Source organism: Actinocatenispora rupis (assembly GCF_016861975.1).
In the GTDB taxonomy this organism is placed as follows: Bacteria; Actinomycetota; Actinomycetes; order Mycobacteriales; family Micromonosporaceae; genus Actinocatenispora; species Actinocatenispora rupis.
This window is the reverse complement of sequence record NZ_BOMB01000012.1, coordinates 299,621-323,819: the sequence shown is the minus strand read 5'-3', so window position 1 is coordinate 323,819 and position 24,199 is coordinate 299,621. Positions and strand designations below refer to the sequence as shown.

The window sequence follows — 24,199 nt, the reverse complement described above, 5'->3', positions numbered from 1 at the left end:
GCATCCGGCCGTCAGGATCGGCCCGCTCGTAGCGGTGGGCCGTAGAAGGGAGGCGTGGTGCGACCGGCGATGACAGCCCTGGAAAGCACCATCGCGGCGCACCACGCCTCTGCCTCACTCCACACCTTGGGAGGTATCCGTGAGGCGGTCGAAGCGTATCGGAACACGCGGGTGGTGGCCGTTCGGTAGGCGCCGCACCGCGACCATCGACACAGGTGACGACGCCGGTGGGGACACCTTGCGCGCCATCTGGAGCGAGCACACCAGGCCCGACAGCATGGCGGCAGCGCTGCGGCTGGCGCGGGAACGGGGTGCGTTGTGAGCATCGTGGCGCCCGGCGACCTGGCCCGCATCGGCTCGGAGACTTTCGAGGTTTCCGAGACCTACCTGTCCGGCGACAATCAGGCCGAGGTCACCGCGACCGACGGCCGCACGTTCCGCACCCCTCTCCAGTTCATCCGCTACGCGGGCCGGAGTCGGTCCCGGAAGGGACAGACCATGGGGGCGCACAGCAGCGGGGCGATCCGGTCCATGACGATCCCGGCCGAGCTGCGCGGGCGGGAGGTCCGCGACGGTTACGACACGGTGATCGGCGCGGAGCCGCACGTGGGCGAGTGGGCGTGGTTGACGCCGTCGGCGTTGGTGCGCGGCGGACGTCCGTCGGCCTGGCTGTACGTGGAGCGGGTCGAGAGTGCCTACGCGCCCGAACACCTCTACCTGCACGGCAGCTACGTCGACACCGGCCGGCACGCGCGGGTCCTGGTTGACGTCAACCGGCTGCGCGTCGAACGCGCCGTACCCGGTCCGCGGTGATCGGGTGTGGCTGCCCTCCTCGGCCAGGACGGCGGTGGGCTCGTCACCGCCGTGCTGGTACGCGGTGGTGGGGTCGGTGGCTCTGCCGCATGGTTGGGCACTCCTGCGTGGCCACCGACTCACCCACCCCGCTGACCCGATCCCGGACGGCGCGTCCCGCGTCGCGGTCGTCTTCCTGCCGCGCCTCGGCGCCGTCATCCGTGTCCACGTTCAAGGTTCTGGAGATTCGTTTCATGACGCCCGACCGGCACACGCCGCGCCCTGCCCGCCGCCCGCCCGCTGACCCACCGCGGCTCTGCCGCCACTGTCACGAGCAGATCGAACCCGTGGGGTCGTCGTGGGTGCACGTGGGCACCCGCGGTCGGTTCGGCTGCCGGGACACCTCCAGCACCCTGCCGTTGGCCACGTCCGCCGAGCCGGCCCCAGGCAGCCGTGTACTGCGCAACCCGGTGCGCGGCACGGTCCCGGCAACGGTGGTGGCCGCGCTGGCCCTCGGTACGGCGGTGACGTCGTGACCGGCGGACAGCAGGCAACGGGCTTGATCGTCCTGACCGGTCTGCTCGCGCTGCTCGTGGCGACGGTACGCGGCGCGGGGCGGCGCATCGTCGTCACGCTGTCCGGCGGAAGCCTGCTGGTGTTGCTCGTCGTCGTGGTCCTGGTGGCCAGCCGATGAGCGGCGCCGGGCATCCGCGCCCCGACCAGCCGGCCGATCCACCGTCGATGACCCCGCTGGCTTTGACGATCCTGCGGGAACTGGCGCAGCGAAGCCATACCGGCGCGATGGACGGGTGGATCACCGCGTACGACATGGAGACCGTCGTGGGGTGCACGTCCGCGGCGGAGACGTTGCGCGCGTTCGTCGCCTGCGGATGGGCCACGCGGCGCGGTCGGTCGTTGTGCGTGGCCCCCACGGAGGAGTTCCGCGCCACCACCGCCGGCCTCGCCGAGGCTGACACGACGTTCGGCCGGGAGGACAGACCGAACCCGTGACCAGCATCAGACAGGTTGCCGCGCAGATCCGCGCCGCCATGAAGGACGCACAGGACGCCGAGGGCGCCGCCGCGCAGGCCGAACAGGGCCTGACCACCGCGGTCGGCGCCCTCGGCGCTGTCGTGGAGGGAACGCAGCGCACCGAACCGACCGACGCCGTCGCCGCACTCACCCACGCCGTCGGCAAGTTGGTCGACGTCCGGCGCCGGATCGCCGCCAGCGTTGAGGCCCTCAACGGCTACCTGGTCCAGATCGGGGCCGGCACGGGCGACGCGGGCGGCCCGCCGACGGTACCGGCGCCGAGCATCGGAGCCCCGACGCCGCCGGCCTGGGAGCCAGTCGGCTCGTCCGCTCGAGTGCCCACCTACGTGCAGCAGGCAGCCAAGGGACTGCCCCGCCGATTCGGGAAGGGGAAGACGACCGGCATCGCGTTCACCCGAAACGGTGGCCAGTTTCTACCAGGGATGATCCGGTCGGGTCGAGATGGTGACCCGGTACGGCTCGCCGGGTTGAGCCCGTTCTATCGCAACCCGCCGTACGGTCAACTCACCTCGGTGAACCACCACGTGGAGGGCCTGGTGGCCGGGCACATGCGCAGCTCCAGCGCCCCGGCGGAGGTGGTCCTGGTGCTCAACAACGATCCGTGCACCGGACCGTTCGGCTGCGACGTGCTCTTACCGGAGGTCACACCATCCGGTAGCAAGATCCACATCTATGTCGCAGACGACAACGGCAACGTGACGCATTACGGTAGTTACGAAGGGAACGGGAAGGGGCTTCGATGAACGTCACCGTGAGCTGGGGTCGGGACCCTGACCAGCCGTTCGGCGCGAAACAGGAGACGGTCGACGACCCGCGCCGACTTGACTTCATCCTGGACTACTTGACGGACGATGCGCAGCGGTGCGGCACGCCGATGATTGTCGAGGTCACCTCCACCACCGACGGGTTCCGTGACGATGACGGCACCGTGCGGATGCCGTACGGCCTCCAGTTCGGCCTGGGGCACGCGGAGCGGTCGTGCCTGCTCTACGTCGGTCCGGATGGCGGTTTCGCCCATGAGACGGGCCTCAGCGACTGGCCGGACCCGATCGAATTCGACATGCACGGTGAGTCGACCGACTTCCTTCCGAGCGAGACGCGGGTGACGCCTCCGACCGTGCGTCAGGCCGTCCGCGAGTACATGCGGACCGGGCGGCGGCCAACGAACGTCGCGTGGGACGTCGAGCACGCCGGCGTCTGAACTCTCGCCGCGGCCGTTGAGTCAATGGAGCACGCCGTGCTCGGCAACACTGCGTCGCATGCACACGGCCGCCGAGCCCGCGACCGCCGCCGTCCGTTACGTCTACTGTGGACAGACAGGCCGCTCGTCTACTCGGGCGGGCGGTGCGCCGGCTTCGCGGCGGACACGTACCAGCCGGCGCCGTGGCAGGCGGGGCACTGGTGGCCGGCGAGGACGGTGCCGCGGGAGCCGCGGAGCACGATCGCGGTCGGCCGTTCGACGTGGCCGCTGCCGTGGCAGGTCCGGCACGGAACGAGACTCATCATCCGAGGCTACCGTTTCCGCCTCCTTGATCACCGGGATTCCGAGCCGGTGGCCCCTGTCGAGTAAGACCCGGCGGCCTCCGGCACCGTTCCCGGCCGTTCCGCGCGGCTCAACCGTCGACGGAACCGGTCACCTGGTCCTCGGCCAGCTCCAGCCACCGGAGGTACCACCGGGCGAAGTCCAGCGGCGCTCCGTCGTCGTCGCCGAGCGGTCGGAAACCACCGCCGCCGGCGATGTCGTCCGCCCACATCTGGCCCCGGGCGGGGCCGCTGACCACGAGCGCCTCCCGCCGCGCGCATCCCAGGTGGCACAGGTACAGCAGGCCGGTCGAGTGCGCCGGATCCAGGACGACGGCGTCGTACCGTTCCCAGTACGCGTCCTCGGCCGCGTTGAACTCCGCCGTCGTCACGTACTGGCCCGGTTGCGGTGGCGCAGGCAGGCCGTCGGCCGGGTTGAACGCCTCGACGTGCGGGAACGGCCGGTCCAGCGTCGACAGGCCGGTCAGGTCGGCGCCGTCGCCGTCCCACTGCCACCGCCCGCCGACCGTGCGCAGCGGGAACAGGCCGTACGCGGGCCCCGCCCCGCCGCTGCCGACCTCCGTGAGGAACGACCGGTACCCGGCCGGAAACTCCACCCGCAGCTGCGTTTCCGCCTCGGCCAGCTCGTCGGCGGGGAGCGGCGGCTGGAGCATCCAGCCGTGGCCGGCCGATCCGAACACCGCGCCGGCGCCGGGTGTCGAGGCGAGCCGGGCGAGCCGTTCACGGGTGCCGGTCCACACGGATCGCGCCATGGCCGGCAGGATATCCGTACGCGTCTCGCCGTTGCGCGTCCCGTTCGTGAGTTCTCCTCCGGCGCGAACGCCGGTCCACTAGATTCTGTCTGGTCGGTCGCCTGCGTTGCGACGGACGGATTTCCTGTCGTTCGCCGGTGCCCGCGCACCGGGAGATCTGCGGGCGCGCATTCCCTAGAGATCTCTCGATCGACCCTGCCCGGCGGAACTTCGTCACGGGGGAGAGCGAAGTGGCCAAGCAATTCAACGGTGTGATCAACGTCGACATCCGGGACTCCGAACCCGACTGGGAACCGTACCGGCAGCCGGTTGCTCCGGAGGGCGCGCCGAACGTGCTCTACATCGTTCTCGACGACATGGGGTTCTCCGCCGCGCAGCCGTGGGGCGGGCTCATCGAGACGCCCAACATCAACCGGTTGGCGCAGTCCGGGCTGACCTACACCAACTGGCACACCACGGCGCTCTGCTCACCGACCCGGTCGAGCCTGCTCACCGGCCGCAACCACACCACGAACGGAATGGCCTGCATCGCGGAGGCCACCACCGGGTTTCCCAACGGCAACGGCCACATCCCGTTCGAGTGCGCCACGGTCGCGGAGGTGCTCGGCGAACGCGGCTGGAACACGTACATGCTGGGGAAGTGGCACCTGTGTTCGTCGGACGAGATGAACCTGGCGTCCTCGAAACGCAACTGGCCGATCGGTCGCGGATTCGAGCGCTACTACGGGTTCCTCGGCGGCGAGACCAACCAGTGGTACCCGGACCTCGTGTACGACAACCATCCGGTGCCGCAGCCCGCGACCCCCGCCGAGGGGTACCACCTGACGACCGACCTGACCGACAAGGCGATCGAGTTCGTCAAGGACGCCAAGGTGATCGCCCCCGAGAAACCCTTCTTCATGTACTTCTGCCCCGGCGCCACGCACGCCCCGCACCACGCGCCCAAGGAGTGGATCGAGAAGTACGCGGGGAAGTTCGACATGGGCTACGAGCGGTACCGGGAACTGGTGCTCGAACGGCAGAAGCAGCTGGGCGTGCTGCCGGCCGACGCCGAACTGACGACGATCAACCCGTACGTCGAGGAGACGAGCGCCGACGGCAAGAAGTGGCCGGACCTCGACGTGGTACGCCCGTGGGACTCGCTGTCGGCGGACGAACAGCGACTGTTCTGCCGGATGGCGGAGGTGTACGCGGGTTTCCTGTCGCACACCGACCACGAGATCGGCCGTCTGCTCGACTTCCTGGAAGCGTCCGGCGAGCTGGACAACACCGTCGTCGTCTTCGTGTCGGACAACGGCGCGAGCGCTGAGGGCGGGCCCAACGGGTCGGTCAACGAGAACAAGTTCTTCAACTCGATCCCCGACGACATGGCGGAGAACCTCCGCTACCTCGACCAGATCGGCTCGCCGGCCACGTACAACCACTACCCGTCCGGCTGGGCGTGGGCGTTCAACACACCGTTCAAGCTGTGGAAGCGGTACAACTTCGAGGGCGGAGTGGCTGATCCGCTCATCATCTCGTGGCCGCGCGGCATCAGGGCCCGCGGCGAGCTGCGCCACCAGTACTGTCACGCCACCGACATCGTCCCGACGTTGTACGACTGCCTCGGCATCGAGCTGCCCACCGAAATCAAGGGGTACCAACAGATCCCGCTGGAGGGGGTGAGCCTGCGCCCGACGTTCGAGGACGCGAACGCGCCGACCCCCAAGCAGACCGCGTTCTACTCGATGCTCGGCTCCCGGGCGATCTGGCACCGCGGCTGGAAGGCGGTCTCGGTGCACCCCACGATCGCCGGGTGGAGCAACTTCGACAACGACCGCTGGGAGCTGTACCACACCGACGAGGACCCGACCGAGATGCACGACCTGGCGGCCGAACATCCGGTGAAGCTGCGCGACATGGTCAACATCTGGTTCAACGAGGCCGGCAAGTACCACGGGCTGCCGCTGGACGACCGTACCGCCGTCGAGGTGCTGGCCGACCCGACCCGCCCGCAGATCGCGCCACCCCGCGACCGGTACGTCTACTACCCGGACGCGGCCGAGGTGCCCGAGTCCGCGGCGGTGAACATCCGCAACCGCAGCTACCAGATCGCCGTCACCGTCACCGTCGACTCCACCGACGCCAACGGCGTGCTGTTCTCCCACGGCGCCCGCTTCGGCGGGCACAGCCTGTACGTGAAGGACCGCCGGCTCAAGTACGCGTACAACTTCGTCGGCAGCAACCTGCAGGTCGTCGAGGCCGACACCGACCTGCCCACCGGCGACGTGGTCCTGGCGGCGGTGTTCGAACGGGAGGGCGACGCGATGCCCGCCACCGGCACGCTCACCCTCTACATCAACGACCGGAAGGTCGGCGACGGCCGCATCACCACCCAGCCCGGCAACTTCTCGCTGGTGGGGGAGGGGCTCAACGTCGGCAAGGATCCGGCCGAGCCGGTGACCGACGACTACCCGGGCGTCTCCCCGTACGAGTTCGTCGGCGGCACCATCCACGAGGCGATCGTCGACGTGTCCGGCGAACCGTACGTCGACCTGGAGAAGGAAGCGGTCGCGATGGCCAGCCGCGAGTAGCCGCTGCGGACGCCCCGGGCGGCGCCGCGGCCACCCGGGGACGTCGCATCGGGCGTGCGATGCGCGCCGCGGCCCGCCCTCGCGTCACGGCGGGTCCGACGCGCTTTCCCTTGAGTACCAAGGGGTTCCGCGTCAGTCGGTGATGAGGTGGTGGCTGCGGTCAAGGTCTGCGTGACGAGCAGCCGGGCCGCGTCGTCCGGCAGTCCGCGCGGTCGCGATTCCCTGGGGCCAGCCGACAACCGTCCGCGTCGCACGCCAGGGCGTGGCCGGCCCCGATCGGCGAATCCGGGAAGTACGTCGCCGGGGCCGGGTTTCCGACCGTTCGCCGGGTGTGGGCGTCAGTGGGCGGCGGAGTCCCAGCGCCAGGTGATGCCCTTTGTCTCGGGCGTACGGCCGGTGGCGGCGAGCAGGTCGTGCCACGCATCCCCGGTACGGGCGGCGGCGGGGAAGATCCGGTCGAGTACGCGGGCCACGATCGCGTCGTCCGGGCGGTAGTCGATGCCGTGCGCGGTCAGGATGTCGCGGGTGTGCAGGGTGGTCTCGGCGATGCCCATGGCGGCCAGTCCGGTCGCGTCCGGGTTGCCGTACGGGTGCCAGCCGATGCGGTCCGCCGGCGCCGCCGCGACCACCGCCACGAGCAGACCGCCGACCGCGTCCAGGCTCTCGCAGATCGCCCGGGTGCCACCGTCCTCCTCCGGCCAGAACAGGAAGCTCGGCCCGTCCGCGCGCGGCCGGATCCCCTCCACCAGCGGCGTGTACGAGTCGCCGTGGCCGCGCTCGCCGGACAGTTGCATGGCGTACCCGCCGAGGTCGTCCATCATGTGCGCGACGGTCTCCCGGCAGGACCAGTCCAGGCCCGCGGCGGGCCGTGCCCACCCGTCATCGGGTACCAGGGACAGTCGGTCCACGACGTCGCGGACGGTGTCGCGGACGTCGACGGCGGGTTGCGGCAGGCTGATCGGCATGGCCCGGAGGATAGCGACGCGGGACGCCGACACAACCGCTTTCCGCACCGCTGAGCCGTTCGGGCGGGCGGATCGGTGGTTCCGGACCGGCGGGTCGCGCCCGACCCCGACGTACGCTGTGGCGTGATGGGCGTCGATGGGGGCTACGGGGCGCACTCGGTGGCGCGGTACACCGAGGAGGCGCCGAAGGACTCGGGGGCGCGGCGCAGCCCGTTCGCGCGCGACCGGGCCCGGATCCTGCACTGCGCGGCGTTCCGGCGGCTCGCCGCGAAGACCCAGGTGTACCAGGCGGGTGTGGACGACTTCCCGCGTACCCGGCTGACGCACTCGCTGGAGGTCGCGCAGATCGGCCGGGAGATGGCGGAACGGCTCGGCTGCGACGCCGACATCGTCGACGCGGCCGGCCTCGCGCACGACGTCGGCCACCCGCCGTTCGGCCACAACGGCGAGGACGCGCTCGACGAGCTGTCCCGCGCGTGCGGCGGGTTCGAGGGCAACGCGCAGACGCTCCGGGTACTGACCCGGCTGGAGGCCAAGGTCGACGACGGCGCCAGCCGCGGCCTCAACCTGACCCGCGCCACCCTCGACGCCACCTGCAAGTACCCGTGGCCGCGGGGCGACGGGCGCAAGTTCGGCGTGTACCCGGACGACATGCCGGTGTTCGACTGGCTGCGCGACGGCGCGCCGGAGCTGCGCCGGTGCCTGGAGGCGCAGGTGATGGACTGGGCCGACGACGTGGCGTACTCGGTGCACGACATCGAGGACGGCGTACACGCCGGCATCCTGCGCCCGCAGCTGCTCGCCGACCCGGACGAGCGCGCCGCGCTGTGCGAGTTGGTCGCCGGCCGGTACTCGACGGAGTCGCCGACCGACCTCGCCGCCGTCCTGGTCGAGCTGCTCACCGATCCCGTCGTCGCCCCGCTCGCCGGGTACGACGGCGGCCACGGCGCGATGATCGCCCTGAAACGCGCGACGAGCGCGCTGACCGGCCGGTTCGTGGACGCCGCGGTGTGCTCCACGCAGAACGCGTCCGGCGACGGCCCGCTGCGGCGGTACGCGGCGGACCTGGTGGTACCGCGGCGGACCCGGGCCGAGTGCGCGCTGCTCAAGGGCATGGCCTGGCGCTACATCCTGGCCCGGCCCGACGCCGGCCCCCGGTACGAGCGGCAGCGCGAGGTGCTGCGCGACCTGGTGCACGAGCTGACGCTGCGGGCGCCGGCGGCGCTGGACCCGCTGCACGCGCCGCGCTGGCGGAGGGCGACCGACGACGCGGCGCGGTTGCGCGTCGTGGTCGACCAGGTGGCCAGCCTCACCGACACCTCCGCGTACGCCTGGCACCGCCGCCTCACCGCCGGGTAGTACTCAGCCAGGGTGAGCAATCAGACGCGGGAAACCGCACCGCTGGGCGACGCGTACGCAAAAATGCTCAGCTAGGGTGAAGACATGACCGAGGAGACGGTGAGCCGCGAGGTCGCGGGCGCGGCGAACGAGCTGCGGCTGTCGATGATGCGGCTGGTGCGCCGGCTGCGCGCCGAGCGCCCGCCGCACGGCCTGAGCCTCACCCGCATCGACGCCCTGGGCCGGCTCGACCGCGACGGCCCGGCCACCGTGACCGAGCTGGCCGCCGCCGAGGGCATCACCCCGCAGTCGATGGCCCGCGCGATGGCCGAGCTGGTCGAGTCCGGCCTGGTCACCCGGCAGTCCGACCCGCACGACGGCCGGCAGGTGCTGCTCGCCATCGCCGCCGACGGCGAGGCGCTGCTCGCCGAGGACCGCGCCCGGCGCAGTACCTGGCTCGCCGTCACCATGGCCGACCGGCTCAGCCCGGAGGAACGCGACGTGCTGCGCATCGCCGGCCGGCTGCTCGACCGGCTCGCCGACGCATGACCGCGACCGCCACCACCCGGCTCGACGCACCGGCCCGATTACCCGGCCGGCTGGTCGGCTCCATCGCGTTCGGCACCCTGCTCCAGGCGCTCAACTCGTCGATGATCGCGGTCGCGCTCGTCGGCATCCGCGGCGACTTCCGCGCCGGCGCCGAGGTCTCCTGGCTCATCTCCGCGCTGTACCTGGCGACCGCGGTCGGCGCGCCCACCATGGGCCGGCTCGCCGACCTGGTCGGCCCGCGCCGCGTGTTCCTCACCGGCCTCGCCCTCGTCGCGGTCGCGTCCGTGGCCGCACCGTTCGCGCCGAACGTCGGCGTCCTCGTCGCCTGCCGCGTCCTGCTCGGCCTCGGCACCGCCGCCCAGTACCCGGCGGGCGTGGCGATGGTACGGACGGTCGCCGAGCGTACGGGCGCGCGGGCGTCGGGGGCGCTCGGCATCCTGTCGATCTGCTCGCAGACCGCCGTGGCGTTCGGCCCCAGCCTGGGCGGGCTGCTGGTCGGCGCGTTCGGCTGGCCGGCGATCTTCCTGGTCAACCTGCCGTTCGTGGCGGTCGCCGCGGTCACCGTCCTGCGCTGGGGCCCCGCCGGCCGTACCAGCCCGCACCGGCTCGGCGTCGCGGCGTCCCTGCGCCGGCTCGACCCGCCCGGCCTGCTGCTGTTCGCCGGCGCGATGACCACCCTGATGCTGCTGCTCCTGTCGCTCGCCGACCACCCGCGCTGGTGGCTCGCCGCGGTCTTCGTACCGCTGGCCGGGTTGCTGCTGTGGCGCGAACTGCGCTGCGCCGAACCGTTCCTCGACGTCCGGCTGCTCGGCCGCAACCGCGCCCTGACCGGCACGTACCTGCGGACCGCGCTGACCTACGTCGCGTTCTACGCGATCTTCTACGGGCTGCCGTCCTGGCTGGAACAGGGCCGCGGACTCGACGCCGCCCAGGCCGGACTCGTCGTCCTGCCGATCGCCGGACTCGGCGTGTTCATGACCGTGCTCGCCACCCGCCTGGTGCGTACCCGGGGGCCGCGGGCGCCGCTGCTGATCGGCTCGCTCGGCCTGCTCGCCGGCGGCGTCGTCCTCGCCACCGTGGTGCACTCCGCGACCCCCGTACTCGTCCTGCTCGCGGTCAGCGCCGTGCTCGGCATTCCCAACGGTTTCAACAACATGGGCAACCAGACCGCCATGTACGCCGCGGCCCCCGCCGACGCCACCGGCGCCGCCTCCGGCCTCTACCGGACCTCCCAGTACGTGGGGGCGAACCTCGCCGCAGCGCTCATCGAGGTGCTCGCCGCCGGCACCGATCCGGACAGCGGGCTGCACCGGCTCGGCATCGCCGTCGCCGTCGTCGGCGCGGTACTGCTCGCCGGCTCGCTGCTCGGTCGCCGCCGTACGTGATCGCCCGTTCCGGTTGTCCGAACCCCGCGATGAGGGCAGTCTGTGCACATGACTGTTGGTTCGCCCCGCCGAGCCGCGGGTGACACGTCCCCGGTCGCCGATCGGCCGCGGCCATGACCGATCCGACCGGGCCGGACGGCGAGACCGAACGGGACGAGGCCATGCAGGTGGGGCGCCCGGCCGGGGCGCGGACACCGGAGACGTTCGTGATCGTCGGCGGCGGGCTCGCCGGCGCCAAGGCCGCCGAGACGCTCCGCACCGAGGGGTACGAGGGGCGCATCGTGCTGCTCGCCGACGAGGAGGAACGCCCGTACGAGCGGCCACCGCTGTCCAAGGGCTACCTCACCGGCAGCGACCCGCGCGACGTCGCCTTCGTCCACGACACCTCCTGGTACGCCGAGCACGACGTCGACCTGCGCCGCGGCGTCCGCGCCACCATGCTCGACACCACGCGGCACCTGCTCACCCTCGACGGCTACCACGAGCTGCGCTACGACCAGCTGCTGCTCGCCACCGGCTCCTGGGTACGCCAGCTCGACGTGCCCGGCGGCACCCTGCCCGGCGTCCGCTACCTGCGTACGATCGAGGACGCCGACCTCCTGCTCGCCCGGTTCCGCGCCGCCGGCGACCGCGGCCGGCTGGTCGTCGTCGGAGCCGGCTGGATCGGACTGGAGGTCGCCGCCGCCGCCCGCGCGCACGGCCTCGACGTCACCGTCGTCGAACCCGAACCCACCCCGCTGCACCGCGTACTCGGCGCCGAACTCGGCGGCTTCTTCACCACCCTGCACACCGACCACGGCGTACGGTTCCGCTTCGGCACCGGCGTCACCGAGTTCCGCGGCACGAGCGACGCGGTCAGCGGCGTCGTCCTCGGCGACGGCACCGAACTGCCCGCCGACCTCGTCGTGGTCGGCGTCGGCATCCGCCCCGCCGTCGAACTCGCCACCGCCGGCGGCCTCGCCGTCGACAACGGCATCGTCACCGACGAACACCTCCGCACCTCCGCCCAGGACGTGTACGCCTGCGGCGACGTCGCCAACTCGCTGCGCCCCTGGCTCGGCCGCCGCATCCGCGTCGAACACTGGTCCAACGCGCTCGACGGCGGGATCGCCGCCGCCCACGCGATGCTCGGCCACCACGCGCCCTACGACCAGGTCCCGTTCTTCTTCTCCGACCAGTACGACCTCGGCCTCGAATACTCCGGCTACGTCGACGACGTCGCCGCACCCGACGTCGAGGTCGTGTACCGCGGGGACGTGGCGGCCCGCGAGTTCGTCGCGTTCTGGCTGCGCGGCGACCGGCTGCTCGCCGGCATGAACGTCAACGTCTGGGACGTCAGCCAGCACGTCGAGGCCATCGTCCGCGCCGGCCGACCCGTCGACCGCGCCCGCCTCACCGACCCCGCCGTACCCCTGGAGTCCCTCGTACAGGCGTGATCCGCCCGGCTGGCTGGAATGCCCAGCCAGCCGGCGAACCCGCACGCGGCGAGAGCCCAAGGGCGTACCCGCCCAGCCGGCCGACCGACCAGCACCGGGCGCCCCGTCAGCCGCCGAACGGTTTGCGGTAGCGCACGTACTCGTTCGTCCGCCGGAACCCCACGCTCTCGTACAGGTCGTACGAGCGGTGCGGGTTCGCCGTCCCGGTGTACAGGCGGGCGGTGACCGCGCCGTGCCGGCGAAGGCAGCGCAACCCGTCCAGCAGCAGGGCCCGCCCCAGCCCTCGACGCCTCGACCCGGCGCGCACGCTGAGCTCCTCGACCTCGCCCACCGTACGGTCGTGCCGGCGGAGGGAACACAACGCGACGCCGGCCAGCTCGTCCCCGTCCCAGGCCGCCCGCCAGCACATCGGGTTCGCCACCTCGACGAACCGCTCGAACGTCCACTGTGGAGTGTGCGACGTGTCCGCGTAGGAGTCCACGACCGTCTTCCACGCCCCGCGGTAGTGGGACGGCTGCACGGCACCGATGCGAACGCCGTCCGGCCACCGGCCGGCCTCCGGTACCTGCCGCAGGTCGGCCAGGCGCATCTCCGTCAGGCTGAACACCCGTCGGTAGCCGTCGTCGAGCAGCAACGCCGTCGCGTCCTCCTCGGCCGCCATGGCGTTCGCGCCGAACACGGCCGTACCTGCGGTGCCCTGCCGCTCGACGAGCTGCCTGATGCGGGCCTCGGCCCAACCAAGCATCGCCGAGCCCACGCCCCGACCGCGGTGCCCCGGCAGCAGGTAGCCACGGTGCAGGTACAGCCACGTTCCGGACCGCTCCTGCCACCAGCGGACCGTTGCGTAGCCGACGACGGCACCGTCGTGCTCCACCAGGATCTGGTTCCCGGCCGGGTCCACCAGCCTGGCGCACGACTCCGCGATCTCCGCCACGGTCGGGAGCCCCTCCACCACCGATCCCGGGTCGACGCGGTCCCGCTCCACGCATCCCCGTCGTACGGCCGCCATCGCGCCGTGATCCGCACCGCCCCCGTACGGCCGGAACACGTAGCCCGGCACCGGGTTCGACGCTGACACACCGCCAGTGCGTACGTTCATGACACTCCCGTTCGGGTCGGACGAGACCGGCTGCGCCGGCGAGACGCCGGTCCGGAAGGCCGCCAGGAGAAGGAATTCATCGCTTCCCTCGGTTCCGCTAACGGTCCATTGTGGATGGTGCGTGCGGGGTGAGGAAGGTGTCGAGGCCGTCGAGGAGGCGGGCCAACCCGAACTCGAACAGCGAGTCGAGGGTCATGTCGATCTCGTCGGCCATCGCGGCGGCGAGGTGCGGGAAGCGGCGCCGGTCGACGACGGCCTGCATGGACGGCTTGTGCGCGGTCATCCAGTCCTCGTCGGACATCCCGCTGTCCTGTACGGCGCGGAGTTCGGGCTCGATGTTGACGGCGACGCCGCGTACGAAGACGAAGACGCCGACGCCGACGTGCATCTTGGTGTCCAGGTCGAGGTCGTGGCCGTCGAGGGCGGCGAGCACGAACTCGGTGTGCGCCATGCCGTTCGGCGACGCCTGCGGCCGGGTCATGGACAGCGCGTGCGCGAGCCACGGGTGCCGCTGGCAGGCCGCCCACAGCGCCCGCGCGGACACCTCGGTACGGGCGCGCCAGCCGTCCGGCGGGTCGGCCGGCAGCGGGTACTCGCCGAGCGCCGTGTCGAGCATCCGTACGACGAGCTCGTCGCGGCTGGCGACGTGCCGGTACAGGGACATGGTGGCCATGCCCAGGTCGGTGGCGATGCGGCGCATGGACAGCCCGGCGAGACCGTCGGCGTCGGCGATGCCGATCGCGGCGCGGACCACGTCGTCGGTGCCGGACGCGGCCGCTTTGCGTTGCGGCGCAACGGTTCCCGCGGCGGCGACGACGGTGCCGACGCCGGGCACCGGGTACACGAGGCCGGCCTGGCGGAGGGCGGACAGCGCCTTGCTGGCGGTGGCCATGGCCACGCCGTAGTCGGCGATGATCCGACGTGTCGACGGGACGCGGCTGCCCGGCGGCAGCTCGCCCGACTCGATGCGCTGCCGGATGTCCGCCACGATCCGCGCGTACGGCGCCGTCATGTCGCCACCTCCCCGTACTAGTGCACCATCCCTGCGGGACACCCTACCCGCCGCGTAGTGCACTAGTGCGTTCTGGATTACTGGATCCGTTGTGTACCAACGGGATTGACGCCGGCACAGGTGTACGTACAGTGTACTGGACAGCTCGGGGCGAACAGTCGCACCGACCGTACGCGGGGAGCCACCCATGACCACCGTCCTCATCTCCGGAGCCAGCGTCGCCGGCCCCGCGCTCGCCTACTGGCTGCGCCGGTACGGCATCGACGTCACCGTCGTCGAACGCGCACCCGGCCCCCGCCCCGGCGGCCAGGGCATCGACATCCGCGGCGCCGCCCGTACCGTGATCGAACGGATGGGCCTCATGGAGCCGATCCGCGCCGCGCACACCGGCGTACACGGAATGGCCTATGTGGACAGTGCCGGGCGGCGGGTCGCCGAGATGTCCGGCGACGCGTTCGGCGACTCCGGCGGCATCATCGCCGACCTGGAGATCCTTCGCGGCGACCTGATGCGCATCCTCATCGACGCCACCGACGGCGTCCGGTACGTCTACGACGACAGCATCACCGCGCTCGCCGAGACCGCCGACGGCATCGACGTCACGTTCGAGAAGGCGCCACCCGCCCGGTACGACATGGTCGTCGGCGCCGACGGCATCTTCTCCAACACCCGCCGCCTCGCCTTCCCCGCCGGCTCCTGGCGGATGGCCGACTCCGGCTACCACCGCGCCGTGTTCACCCACGCCGCCTCGTTCGACCTCGACGGCACCGAACTCATGTACTCCATGCCCGCCGGCAACGGCACCACCGGCGGCCGCAACGTCCTGCTCTACCCCGCCCACGGCAGCGCCCGCGCCATGGTCCACTTCGCCTGCGACCCCATCCCGTACGACCGGCGCGACGTCACCGCGCAGAAGCGCATCGTCGCCCGGATCCTCGACGGCGAAGGCTGGGAGGTGCCGCGCATCCTCGAATCCATGTGGCGCGCCGACGACTTCTACTTCGACCGGCACGGCAAGGTCGTCATGGACGCCTGGCACCACGGCCGCGTCGTACTCCTCGGCGACGCCTGCACCGCCGGCTCCGTCGGCATGGGTACCAGCATGGCCATCGTCGGCGCGTACGTCCTCGCCGGCGAGATCGCCGCCGCCGCCGGCGACCACCGCACCGCGTATCCCGCGTACCAGGCGCGGATGCGCGAGTACGTGGCCGCCAACATGAAGCCACTTCCCGGTGGTACCAAGGGATTCCTGCCCGCCACCGCCCGCGGCATCCGGTTCCGCGACGCCCTGACCCGCATGATGATGCGGATGCCCGGCAAGCGCCTCATGATGGGCGGGATGGACAAGGCCGTCAACGCCATCACCCTCCCCGACTACCCCGTCCACGCCCACCACTGACCCACGGCCCGGCCCCCATCGCGGCCGGGCCGCCAGTGTCAGCCCTTGACGCAGAGCACCTGCTTCAGGTGATGCACCACCTCGACCAGGTCCGTCTGCTGCGCCATCACCGTCTCCAGATCCTTGTACGCGCCAGGGATCTCGTCGACGACGCCGGCGTCCTTGCGGCACTCCACCCCGGCCGTCTGCGCGACCAGATCGTCCACCGTGAACGCCTTCCGTGCCTTGTTGCGGCTCATCTTCCGACCCGCGCCGTGCGACGCCGACGCGTACGCCTCGGTGTTGCCGAGCCCGCGCACGATGTACGACCCGGTGCCCATCGAGCCAGGAATGATGCCCAGTTCCCCGCGCCCGGCCCGGATCGCGCCCTTCCGGGTCACCAGCAGCTCGACGCCGTCGTACGTCTCCTCGGCGACGTAGTTGTGGTGGCAGGAGATCGGCGCCTCGAAGCCGACGGCCGGCAGCGCGTCTCGCAGCACACGGCACACCAGCGCGAGCATCAGCTCCCGGTTACGGCGCGCGTAGTCCTGCGCCCAGAACAGATCCCGGCGGTACGCAGCCATCTCCGGAGTACCGGCGAGGAACACGGCGAGGTCGCGGTCCGGCAGGTCGGCGTTGTGCGGCAGGTCGCGGGCGACCGCCATGTGCCGCTCGGCCAGTTCCTTGCCGATGTTCCGCGATCCCGAGTGCAGCAGCACCCACACCCGAGAATCGGACATATCTATACTAAGCTCGCAAAAGTGATTCCCGCCACCCAAGGTGCCGAGCTGTCGGCGGGCCCGCGTCTCCAGCTGCCGTACCCGCGGGTGCAGGTCACCGAAGCCGCGCCAGAACGCGTCCCAACCCGCCGACCGCACACCATGCAGCCGACGCGGATCAAGCGCCTCACCGTGCGCCGCGAAACCCACCGGTACCGCCGCCTCGACCGCCGACCGCAGCGCACCGAGATCGTCCGGCAGATCCGCCGCGGACAGCGACGTCCGCACCGCCGTCATGCCGCAACCGATGTCCACGCCGACCGCCGCCGGCGACACCGCCTGCCGCATCGCGATCACCGAACCCACCGTCGCACCCTTGCCCAGGTGTACATCCGGCATCACCGCGACACCGTGCACCCACGGCAGCGAACCGATGTTGCGCAGCTGATCCAGCGCACCGGAATCCACAGTGGACAGATCCGTCCAGACCCGGACCGGCGCACGGGTGCCGGACAGCATCGAGTAACCCATCACGTACTCCTGGGGAATGGCGCACCGGTGCCCGGCGCGCGGAACGAACGAGGATGCGGGAAGCGGCCGTACTCAGGCCAGCAGTCCGGGGGTACAGGTCGACGCGGACAGTCGTCGCATGTCGCCTCCTCCGGCACCCGGGCGGCAGCACCCGACGCAAATCCTGCATCCGGCGACGTACCGCGATCCGATCAGTATCGTGCCAGCGCATCCGCCGCGACACCACACCATTAGCGCCAGGTACGGTCGCGGCATGGAGGTACGGGAGCGGCGGGACGCGGACCTGGCGGCGTGCGTGGCGGCACTGCGCGCGACACACGAGGCCGACGGGTACCCGATGGTGTGGCCGGCGGACCCGGTGGCCTGGCTCGCCCCCGACGGCGTACTCGGCGCCTGGGTGGCGACCGACGCCGGCACCGTCCTCGGCCAGGTACTCGTCCGCGACGGCTCGGACCTCGAACGGCGGACGGCAGTGGCCGCGGCCGCGGGAGTCGAGGAATCGTCGGTGGGGAGCCTGTCCCGGCTGTACGTGGCGCCGGCCGCGCGACGGCGCGGCGTCGCCGGCGCACTGCTACGCGTGGCGACCGCGGTGGCCGCGGCACGCGGGCTGCGGCTCGCGCTGGACGTCGTCGACGACGACGGTGCCGCACCCGCCCTGTACGAGCGGCACGGCTGGCGCCGGGTCACGTCCGCGCCAGCCGCCTGGACCGTACCGGACGGCACCCACCCCACGATCCTCGCGTACCTCAGCCCACCGACCTGACAGCGCGCCCCGATCGCCCGCGCTCGCGGCCGCCGGAAGGACCGAGCAGATCGCCTCCGACGACCGGCATGCCGCGGCTGTCGCCACGCTGCGACTCGGCGACCTGTCCCGGGAGCAGGGCGGCTGGGAGGCGCCCCGCGCCGCGTTCCAGACCGCGATCGGCATCCCCGGCAACGGCGGCACGAGGCAAGCCATGCTGGTACTGTGCAGCATTTGCGGCAGCAGCCCCGCACGATCGGCTCTCGTCCGAACAGGCAGGCATCGCCCCGCTGCGGCGGCAGCACGGCAGAACAACAGTTCGCCGGTCAGTGTCCGTCAGCGAGCCTGTCGCCCAGTTCGGTGCGGGTGTAGTAGGTCCGGCCGTGCCTGTGGGTCTCGGTGACGAGGTGGTTGTCTCGCAGCGCCGCGAGATGGCGGGAGACTTGAGCTCTGGAGACACCGGTGCGGGCGCACAGTTCTGGGGCTGGCGTGGCGACCGTGACGGCGGCCAGCAACTCGGCGCGGGTACGGCCGATCAGACGCGCCAAGGGGTCGAGCCCGGTGGGCGGCGGGGGCTGGTGGCCGATCGGGTGGACCAGGACGGGGGGCTGATCGTCGCCGGCCAGCGTGACCGGGGCGGTGCAGCAGAACCAGGACGGCACGATGGTGAGCCCTCGTCCGGCGAGGCGAAGGTCCCGGTCCATCGGATACGGCGCCTCCAGAAAACGTTCGGTGGGGTGCCAGACCGAGAACGGTCGCAGCCCGGACAGCACACCGTCCGGGCCATGCTTCGCGCCGGCGCGGGCCAGCAGTGCGTGTTCCGCGGCGACGCGGCGGCGGAGTTCTGGCCAGCGGGGTGCCAGTGCGGCATGGAACCAGCGACGAAGCGCGCGTTCCAACCGGTGCAGGTCGCTGGTCCGGTGCCTCGGCAGGTACACGCCCCAGGCGGGCGGGCCGCTGCGAGCGGCCAACGTCGCGAGTTGCGCCGCGAGTTGGCGGCGAGGTGTGGCGCAAGCGGCGTCGATGCCTTCCTCAAGCCCGTACAGGCCGGCGTGTGGGGTCAGGAAGTCCGGAAAGTAGGACGACACCGGGGCCAAGGGCAACAGCACCTCGCGCGCGGCGCGCAGGGCGGACCGATCGGCGCCGGCCAGCACGTCGGCGCGCCACGTGGCGATGTCGGCCGGAATCGGAGGCGTCGGCCGACCGTCCGGTCGCCGTGACTGGATCCGTTGCAGGCTCATGGTGAGTTCCCACATCGGGCTCGGTCGATCGGCGACCCGAAGCCGATGCAGGTCGTCGCGGGTGAACCAGATCCTCAGCCGCCCCGCGGCCATGGTCGCCGCACCTCCCCGGCATGCCCGTGGTGTTGCACCGTGATGCAACACGATAACGCGGCGTACCGTGCGGAAACTACCGTGACTGGACGGTACCGGTCAGGTTCGGGGCCGGTCATACCCGTAGCAAACCGTCTGGAGAGCCGTCGATGCCCGATCGCCTCGTACGAGCGCGACTGTCCGTTCACGCCGGCCGTCGGGCGGCGCTGTGCGTGGCCGGCACCATCGTCCGAAGCGCCGCCGGCCTCACGTCGAGCGCCAGCACCGTCCTCAGTGGACTCCGGCTCGACCTGGTGTCGCGGTGATGGCGCGGCGGTACCAGTCCACACCCGGCTTCCGCATCTACAGCCTGGTCGTGCTGCTGATCGTGGCCCTCGGCCTGCTGGGCGTTGGCGGCTACTACGCCACCACCAACAACGTGACCTGCGACGGCAAGCAGATGTACCCAGGCGACACCTGCTTCAGCAAAGGACAGGCCCGCGGGTACCAGGAGCAGGCTGCGGCGCATCAGTCATCGGGCCGTACCGTGATGCTCTTTTCGCTGGTGCCGTTCGCTTTCGCAGCCCTGTCCGCCGTCGACGTCGTCCGGCACGGTGACATCACTCTTCCGCGGCGCCGGGCTCGCTCGCCGCGGCGCGCCGTAGCGCCGAAGAGGTCGGGCCGGCCGAGGGGCTCGGACCGGCCGAACGCCATCAGCCGGCTTTCCCGGCGCGTTGCGGCCCGGCGGCTTGAAACGCGCGTCGAACGGCTGAAGGCGCAACGCGAACTGTTGAAGCCCGAGTACGACCGAGCACGGAAGTACGCAAGCGACCCGGAGAAGGCACCGGCCAACCGTGACGCCATCCTGCGACGCTGGGACAGGATCGAGGCGGACCTGGCGGCGGCCAGACGACGACTGTCAGCCGCCGCCCGGGCGACCCGATCCTGACAGCATGCGCAGAACCACCACGACTCAGCGGCGCTCGTGGCCCGGCAGCGGCCCACCCGCCAGGAACTCCTCGTACGCCTCGCGGGCGTCCTCGTCCACGGTGGGCTGGCCGGGACCGTACCGGCCGTCGCTGCGGTCGCGCTTCGGCCCGGACAACCAGAACTCCTCGTCGGTGTCGACGTCGATGAAGTTACCGGCCACCCCGTTCCACCGGCGCAGGGTACGGCCGTGCACGCGGGCCGTCGCCCACGTACGCGTGAACTCGACCCAGGCGATCCACGACGGCCCGCGGTCGGTGTCGTGCCCGGACTTCAGCTGCACGTACATCAGTCGTCGCGGCATGCGTCACGCTAACCGGGCGCGGCGCCGTAGGTACACCCGTTTCGGGCGCGTCGGAACGGCCGCGCGGAGCCGGCAACGGTGGCGGAGCCCGCGTACGGCGGGAAATGGCGGTGCCAGGCCACCGTGGCGCACGCGGTTCAGCGGGTGGTGGCCACCGAGGCGTCGCGCGGCGTGGCCCCGGCCGCTGCGGCGTACCCGCGGTGGAGCCAGGCCATGCGGCGCAGTGTGGCTCGGCGCGTGGTGTCCACGTCGCGATGCCCGGCCAGCAAGGCGGACCGGAGGGGAGCCGGGCCACCGTGGCGCACGTGGCTCGGCGGGTGGTGTCCGTCGTCGCCAAGGCCCGCCGTCGGGGCGGCCCGGCAGTGGGGTCGCGCCACCGCGGGCGGGGGAGGGGCGTCAGCGGCGGAGGGCGATGAAGCGGCGCTCCACGTCGGCGAGGAACCAGTCGGGTACCTCGCCGGTGGCGCGCAGGTGGGCGCGCTCGTCCGGGCGGAGGGTCCGGGCGGCGTCGTCGACGGCGAACGCGTAGTCGCCCATCTTCCCGGTCATGGCGTCCCGCTGCTCCTCGCCGACCATCGCGGTACCGGCGCGTCCGCTGCCGCCGCCGCGCGAGGCGGTGGCCAGCAGGGTGAGCCAGCCGAGCACGCCGCGTCGGCGGGACCGCCGGGCGCAGTGGTCGCGTACCGCGAGCCAGCAGAGGCGTTCGTCGGTGAGCCGGTGGGTAGGTTGGGTCATCTCGATCCTTCGTGGGTCGTCCGGGCCGCGCGGACGCTATCAGCGTCGCTCCGTCACCGGGCTCCGCCGTTCGGCCGGATGTCCGGGTCGGGCGGGCGGCCCCGGCGGCGGCCCGTCGTACGGGCGCGGGAGGATGGACGGCGGTGCGCGAGGAGGTGGCCGGGTACAGATGGCGGGTCGGATCGTCGCCGCGGACATCGCCGCGGTACGGGAGAAGGTGTCGATCGTCGAGGTGATCGGCGGTCAGGTGACGCTGCGCCCGGCCGGTGGCGGCAACCTCAAGGGCCTGTGCCCGTTCCACGAGGAGAAGTCGCCCAGCTTCAACGTCACTCCTGAGCGAGGCTTCTATCACTGCCTCGCGGGTGAGACGCGGGTTCTCACGCGGGAGGGTGTGCGTGAGATCAGAGACCTCGCCGGTGGCGTCCACGAGGTGCTCGGGCCGCAGGCGCGATGGGTGAAGGCACCGTTCAAGTCGTACGGGACGCAGCGACTCTGGCGGGTGCGGGTCGGCCGTAATGGCCAGACGAAGGATCTCTACGCGACCGACGAACACCGGTGGTTCGTGCGTTCCGGTGCGGATCGGAGGAGTCGCAGGGAGGTGCTGACCGCTGATCTGCGGCCTGATCACCGACTGGCCTACGTGTACCCGCCGAACCACTCGCGGCAGAGCACACTGTCGCCGTTCGGTATCGCACACGGCATCACTTTCGGCGATGGCACGGAGAACTCCAGCGGTGCCGTGGCCCTGCTCGTCGGCGACAAGGACGCGCAGCTCCGGAAGTGGTTCCCGAACAGCTTCACGAGTGCCGCAGCCGGCCACGACAACGCGATTCTGGTCCACCACCTTCCGCGTTTCTTCAAGAAGCTGCCCGAGCTGACCGAGTCGGTGCCGTACCTGCTGGGCTGGCTCGCCGGATACTTTGCCGCCGATGGTTGCGTCGCCGCGGACGGCACCGTCATGCTCAACTCGGCAAAGCGTGCGAACCTTGAGTTCGTCCGCGATCTCTGCACCCGCCTCGGCATCGGGACGTACGGCATCACCCAGCAACGTCGCGCCGGGTTCCCGGGCCGGGAAGAGTCGAGCCTCTACCGGGTCCACTTCGCGAACACCGACCTGACCGAGGACTTCTTCCTCATCGAGGAGCATCGGCAACGCTTCAACGCTGCCGAAAAGAAGTTCGACCGCCGCGGCTGGGTCGTCAAGTCGGTGGAGCGTACCGACCGCGTCGAAGAAGTGTTCTGCGCGGAGGTCGAGGACGGGCACGCTTTCGTCCTGGAAGACAACATCCTCACCGGAAACTGCTTCGGATGCGGGAAAGGTGGGGATGCGATCTCCTTCCTCATGGAGGTCGACCACCTGAGCTTCACCGAGTCGGTGGAGCGGCTGGCCGGCATGGTCGGCCTCACCCTGCGGTACGAGGAGGGTGTCGGCCCGCGCGGCCCGCGGGGCGGTGACGGCGGCAGCAAGAAGGTGCTCGTCGCCGCGCACGCCGACGCCGCCGCGTTCTACGCCGAACGGCTGGCCGCGCCGGACGCGCAGGTGGCGCGGGAGTTCCTGGCGGCGCGCGGGTTCGACCGGGAGGCCGCCGCGCGGTACCAGTGCGGTTTCGCGCCGGACTCGTGGGACGCGCTGACGCGACACCTGCGTACCAAGGGGTATGACGCGAAGGACCTGATCACGGCGGGTCTGGTGCGGGAGGCGCGGTCGGGCAACCTGATCGACCGGTTCCGGGGGCGGCTGATGTGGCCGATCCGGGACCTGTCGGGTGACGTGATCGGCTTCGGCGCGCGGAAGCTGCTCGACTCCGACGACGGCCCGAAGTACCTGAACACGCCGGAGACGCCGATCTACAAGAAGTCCCACGTGCTGTACGGCATCGACCAGGCGAAGCGGGAGATCGCCAAGCAGGGCAAGGTCGTCATCGTCGAGGGGTACACGGACGTGATGGCCTGTCACCTGGCGGGGGTGCCGACGGCGGTGGCGACGTGCGGCACGTCGTTCGGCGACGACCACATCGGCGTATTGCGGCGGTTGTTGATGGACTCGGACGAGTTCCGCGGCGAGATCATCTTCACGTTCGACGGGGACGCGGCGGGGCAGAAGGCGGCGCTGCGGGCGTTCGCCGACGACCTGAAGTTCGTGGCGCACACGAGCGTGGCGATCGGGCCGGACAACATGGATCCGTGCGAGCTGCGGCTGGCGAAGGGCGACGCGGCGGTGCGTGACCTGGTCGCCGACTCCGAGCCGCTGATCGACTTCGCGCTGCGCAGCGTCCTTTCCCGGTACGACCTGGACACGGCGGAGGGGCAGGCGTTCGCGCTGCGGTCGGCGGCGCCGATGGTCGCCGCGATCAAGGAGGAGTACCTCCGCCCGCGGTACGTGCAGAAGCTCGCCGGCCACATCGGTATCGAGGTGGAGGAGGCGCGCCGGGCGGTCAACGACGCGCTGCGCGCGGGCGGGAAGCCGGGTCGTCCGGAGGCGCCGGCGCGTCCGCGTCCGGCGCAGCGCCCGGACGGGCCGCAGGCGCTGGTGGAGCGGGAGGCGCTGAAGCTGGCCGTGCAGTACCCGGCGCTGGCGGGTCCGCTGTTCGACGCGATCGACGGCACGCCGTACGGGTACCCGATGCACCGGGCGATCCGCGAGGCGATCGCGGCGGTGGGCGGCGCGGCGGCGACGGCGGGCGGGCCGGGCTGGATCGACGAGGTACGGTCGGCCACGGCCGATCTGGCCGCGCAGGCGCTGGTGTCGGAGCTGGCCGTCGAACCGTTGCGGTACGACGCGGAGCCCGACCCGCGGTACGTGTCGATCATGTTGGCGCGGCTCCAGCTGCCCGAGGTGGAGCGGCGGATCCGGGACATCAAGTCGAAGGTGCAGCGGATGAACCCGGTGGAGCGCAAGGACGAGTACCTGGCGCTGTTCGGCGAGCTGGCGTCGCTGGAGCAGCACGCGCGCGGGTTGCGCGAGCAGGCGGTCGGGGGGCTGTAGTGGGGTTG

At 71.5% G+C, this 24,199-nt stretch carries 24 protein-coding genes; 15 read left to right on the top strand and 9 right to left on the bottom strand.

The features are described from left to right. Positions 1-318: 318 nt before the first annotated feature. The 6 genes from Aru02nite_RS11870 (at position 319) to Aru02nite_RS11845 (ending at position 3,046) form a co-directional block, all read left to right on the top strand. A complete protein-coding gene (locus Aru02nite_RS11870; RefSeq protein WP_203657489.1) occupies positions 319-813 on the top strand; it encodes a hypothetical protein in 495 nt (164 codons plus the stop codon). 326 nt (positions 814-1,139) lie between these two features. After that, positions 1,140-1,328, top strand: a complete 189-nt coding sequence (locus tag Aru02nite_RS11865) for a hypothetical protein (protein WP_203657488.1) — start codon at positions 1,140-1,142, stop codon at positions 1,326-1,328. Beyond that, positions 1,325-1,486, top strand: a complete 162-nt coding sequence (locus Aru02nite_RS11860; RefSeq protein WP_203657487.1) for a hypothetical protein — start codon at positions 1,325-1,327, stop codon at positions 1,484-1,486. The genes Aru02nite_RS11865 and Aru02nite_RS11860 overlap by 4 nt, the downstream gene beginning before the upstream one ends. A 47-nt stretch (positions 1,487-1,533) precedes the next feature. Next, positions 1,534-1,803 (top strand): hypothetical protein, encoded by a 270-nt coding sequence (locus tag Aru02nite_RS11855; RefSeq protein WP_203657486.1) that lies wholly within the window; start codon positions 1,534-1,536, stop codon positions 1,801-1,803. After that, entirely contained in the window at positions 1,800-2,588 is a 789-nt protein-coding gene (locus Aru02nite_RS11850) for a DddA-like double-stranded DNA deaminase toxin (RefSeq protein ID WP_203657485.1), read from the top strand. The genes Aru02nite_RS11855 and Aru02nite_RS11850 overlap by 4 nt, the downstream gene beginning before the upstream one ends. Further along, complete coding sequence (locus tag Aru02nite_RS11845) at positions 2,585-3,046, top strand: Imm1 family immunity protein (protein ID WP_203657484.1); 462 nt, start codon at positions 2,585-2,587, stop codon at positions 3,044-3,046. The genes Aru02nite_RS11850 and Aru02nite_RS11845 overlap by 4 nt, the downstream gene beginning before the upstream one ends. A gap of 128 nt (positions 3,047-3,174) precedes the next feature. On the opposite strand, the gene Aru02nite_RS11840 is transcribed toward Aru02nite_RS11845, so the two are convergent. Together Aru02nite_RS11840 and Aru02nite_RS11835 are read right to left on the bottom strand one after the other, a co-directional pair. Next, a complete protein-coding gene (locus Aru02nite_RS11840; protein WP_203657483.1) occupies positions 3,175-3,348 on the bottom strand; it encodes a hypothetical protein in 174 nt (57 codons plus the stop codon). 110 nt (positions 3,349-3,458) lie between these two features. Next, the gene (locus Aru02nite_RS11835) at positions 3,459-4,139 is read right to left on the bottom strand and encodes an SMI1/KNR4 family protein (protein WP_203657482.1); all 681 of its coding nucleotides are present in this window, start codon (positions 4,137-4,139) and stop codon (positions 3,459-3,461) included. A 230-nt stretch (positions 4,140-4,369) separates the two neighbouring features. Here Aru02nite_RS11835 and Aru02nite_RS11830 point away from each other — a divergent pair, with 230 nt between their 5' ends. Then, positions 4,370-6,712 (top strand): arylsulfatase, encoded by a 2,343-nt coding sequence (locus Aru02nite_RS11830; RefSeq protein ID WP_203657481.1) that lies wholly within the window; start codon positions 4,370-4,372, stop codon positions 6,710-6,712. A 338-nt stretch (positions 6,713-7,050) separates the two neighbouring features. Here the strand turns inward: Aru02nite_RS11830 and Aru02nite_RS11825 are convergent, their stop codons facing one another. After that, positions 7,051-7,677 (bottom strand): DinB family protein, encoded by a 627-nt coding sequence (locus tag Aru02nite_RS11825; RefSeq protein ID WP_203657480.1) that lies wholly within the window; start codon positions 7,675-7,677, stop codon positions 7,051-7,053. A 126-nt stretch (positions 7,678-7,803) separates the two neighbouring features. Between Aru02nite_RS11825 and Aru02nite_RS11820 the strand changes: the two genes are divergently transcribed. The 4 genes from Aru02nite_RS11820 to Aru02nite_RS11805 all read left to right on the top strand — a co-directional run bounded on the left by Aru02nite_RS11820 (position 7,804) and on the right by Aru02nite_RS11805 (position 12,385). Beyond that, on the top strand, positions 7,804-9,036 hold the full coding sequence (locus tag Aru02nite_RS11820; RefSeq protein WP_203657479.1) for a deoxyguanosinetriphosphate triphosphohydrolase: 1,233 nt from the start codon (positions 7,804-7,806) through the stop codon (positions 9,034-9,036). 84 nt (positions 9,037-9,120) lie between these two features. Continuing rightward, the gene (locus Aru02nite_RS11815) at positions 9,121-9,564 is read left to right on the top strand and encodes a MarR family winged helix-turn-helix transcriptional regulator (RefSeq protein ID WP_203657478.1); all 444 of its coding nucleotides are present in this window, start codon (positions 9,121-9,123) and stop codon (positions 9,562-9,564) included. Next, positions 9,561-10,949, top strand: coding sequence for an MFS transporter (locus tag Aru02nite_RS11810; RefSeq protein WP_203657477.1), 1,389 nt, complete (start codon positions 9,561-9,563; stop codon positions 10,947-10,949). The genes Aru02nite_RS11815 and Aru02nite_RS11810 overlap by 4 nt, the downstream gene beginning before the upstream one ends. A 113-nt stretch (positions 10,950-11,062) precedes the next feature. Next, positions 11,063-12,385 carry an NAD(P)/FAD-dependent oxidoreductase gene (locus tag Aru02nite_RS11805; RefSeq protein WP_239076617.1) on the top strand — a complete coding sequence of 441 codons (1,323 nt, stop codon included), beginning with the start codon at positions 11,063-11,065 and terminating at the stop codon, positions 12,383-12,385. 106 nt (positions 12,386-12,491) lie between these two features. On the opposite strand, the gene Aru02nite_RS11800 is transcribed toward Aru02nite_RS11805, so the two are convergent. Then, positions 12,492-13,370: a GNAT family N-acetyltransferase gene (locus Aru02nite_RS11800; protein WP_203657476.1), complete on the bottom strand. Its 879-nt coding sequence runs from the start codon at positions 13,368-13,370 to the stop codon at positions 12,492-12,494. A gap of 211 nt (positions 13,371-13,581) precedes the next feature. Continuing rightward, positions 13,582-14,496 (bottom strand): TetR/AcrR family transcriptional regulator C-terminal domain-containing protein, encoded by a 915-nt coding sequence (locus tag Aru02nite_RS11795; RefSeq protein WP_203657475.1) that lies wholly within the window; start codon positions 14,494-14,496, stop codon positions 13,582-13,584. A 187-nt stretch (positions 14,497-14,683) separates the two neighbouring features. Between Aru02nite_RS11795 and Aru02nite_RS11790 the strand changes: the two genes are divergently transcribed. After that, complete coding sequence (locus Aru02nite_RS11790; RefSeq protein ID WP_203657474.1) at positions 14,684-15,895, top strand: FAD-dependent monooxygenase; 1,212 nt, start codon at positions 14,684-14,686, stop codon at positions 15,893-15,895. 38 nt (positions 15,896-15,933) lie between these two features. Here Aru02nite_RS11790 and Aru02nite_RS11785 read toward each other — a convergent pair whose 3' ends face one another. Next, complete coding sequence (locus tag Aru02nite_RS11785) at positions 15,934-17,124, bottom strand: RtcB family protein (RefSeq protein WP_203657473.1); 1,191 nt, start codon at positions 17,122-17,124, stop codon at positions 15,934-15,936. A 253-nt stretch (positions 17,125-17,377) separates the two neighbouring features. Between Aru02nite_RS11785 and Aru02nite_RS11780 the strand changes: the two genes are divergently transcribed. Continuing rightward, the gene (locus tag Aru02nite_RS11780; protein ID WP_203657472.1) at positions 17,378-17,887 is read left to right on the top strand and encodes a GNAT family N-acetyltransferase; all 510 of its coding nucleotides are present in this window, start codon (positions 17,378-17,380) and stop codon (positions 17,885-17,887) included. A 305-nt stretch (positions 17,888-18,192) separates the two neighbouring features. On the opposite strand, the gene Aru02nite_RS11775 is transcribed toward Aru02nite_RS11780, so the two are convergent. After that, the gene (locus Aru02nite_RS11775; protein WP_203657471.1) at positions 18,193-19,200 is read right to left on the bottom strand and encodes a winged helix-turn-helix domain-containing protein; all 1,008 of its coding nucleotides are present in this window, start codon (positions 19,198-19,200) and stop codon (positions 18,193-18,195) included. Between the two features lie 304 nt (positions 19,201-19,504). Between Aru02nite_RS11775 and Aru02nite_RS11770 the strand changes: the two genes are divergently transcribed. Continuing rightward, complete coding sequence (locus Aru02nite_RS11770; RefSeq protein WP_203657470.1) at positions 19,505-20,128, top strand: hypothetical protein; 624 nt, start codon at positions 19,505-19,507, stop codon at positions 20,126-20,128. Between the two features lie 24 nt (positions 20,129-20,152). On the opposite strand, the gene Aru02nite_RS11765 is transcribed toward Aru02nite_RS11770, so the two are convergent. Both Aru02nite_RS11765 and Aru02nite_RS11760 read right to left on the bottom strand, forming a co-directional pair. Further along, positions 20,153-20,470, bottom strand: a complete 318-nt coding sequence (locus tag Aru02nite_RS11765) for a hypothetical protein (RefSeq protein ID WP_203657469.1) — start codon at positions 20,468-20,470, stop codon at positions 20,153-20,155. Between the two features lie 396 nt (positions 20,471-20,866). Beyond that, on the bottom strand, positions 20,867-21,205 hold the full coding sequence (locus Aru02nite_RS11760) for a hypothetical protein (protein ID WP_203657468.1): 339 nt from the start codon (positions 21,203-21,205) through the stop codon (positions 20,867-20,869). Positions 21,206-21,374: 169 nt separating this feature from the next. On the opposite strand from Aru02nite_RS11760, the gene dnaG reads away from it, so the two are divergent. Beyond that, positions 21,375-24,191, top strand: coding sequence for a DNA primase (dnaG, locus tag Aru02nite_RS11750; RefSeq protein WP_239076616.1), 2,817 nt, complete (start codon positions 21,375-21,377; stop codon positions 24,189-24,191). Positions 24,192-24,199: the final 8 nt, after the last annotated feature.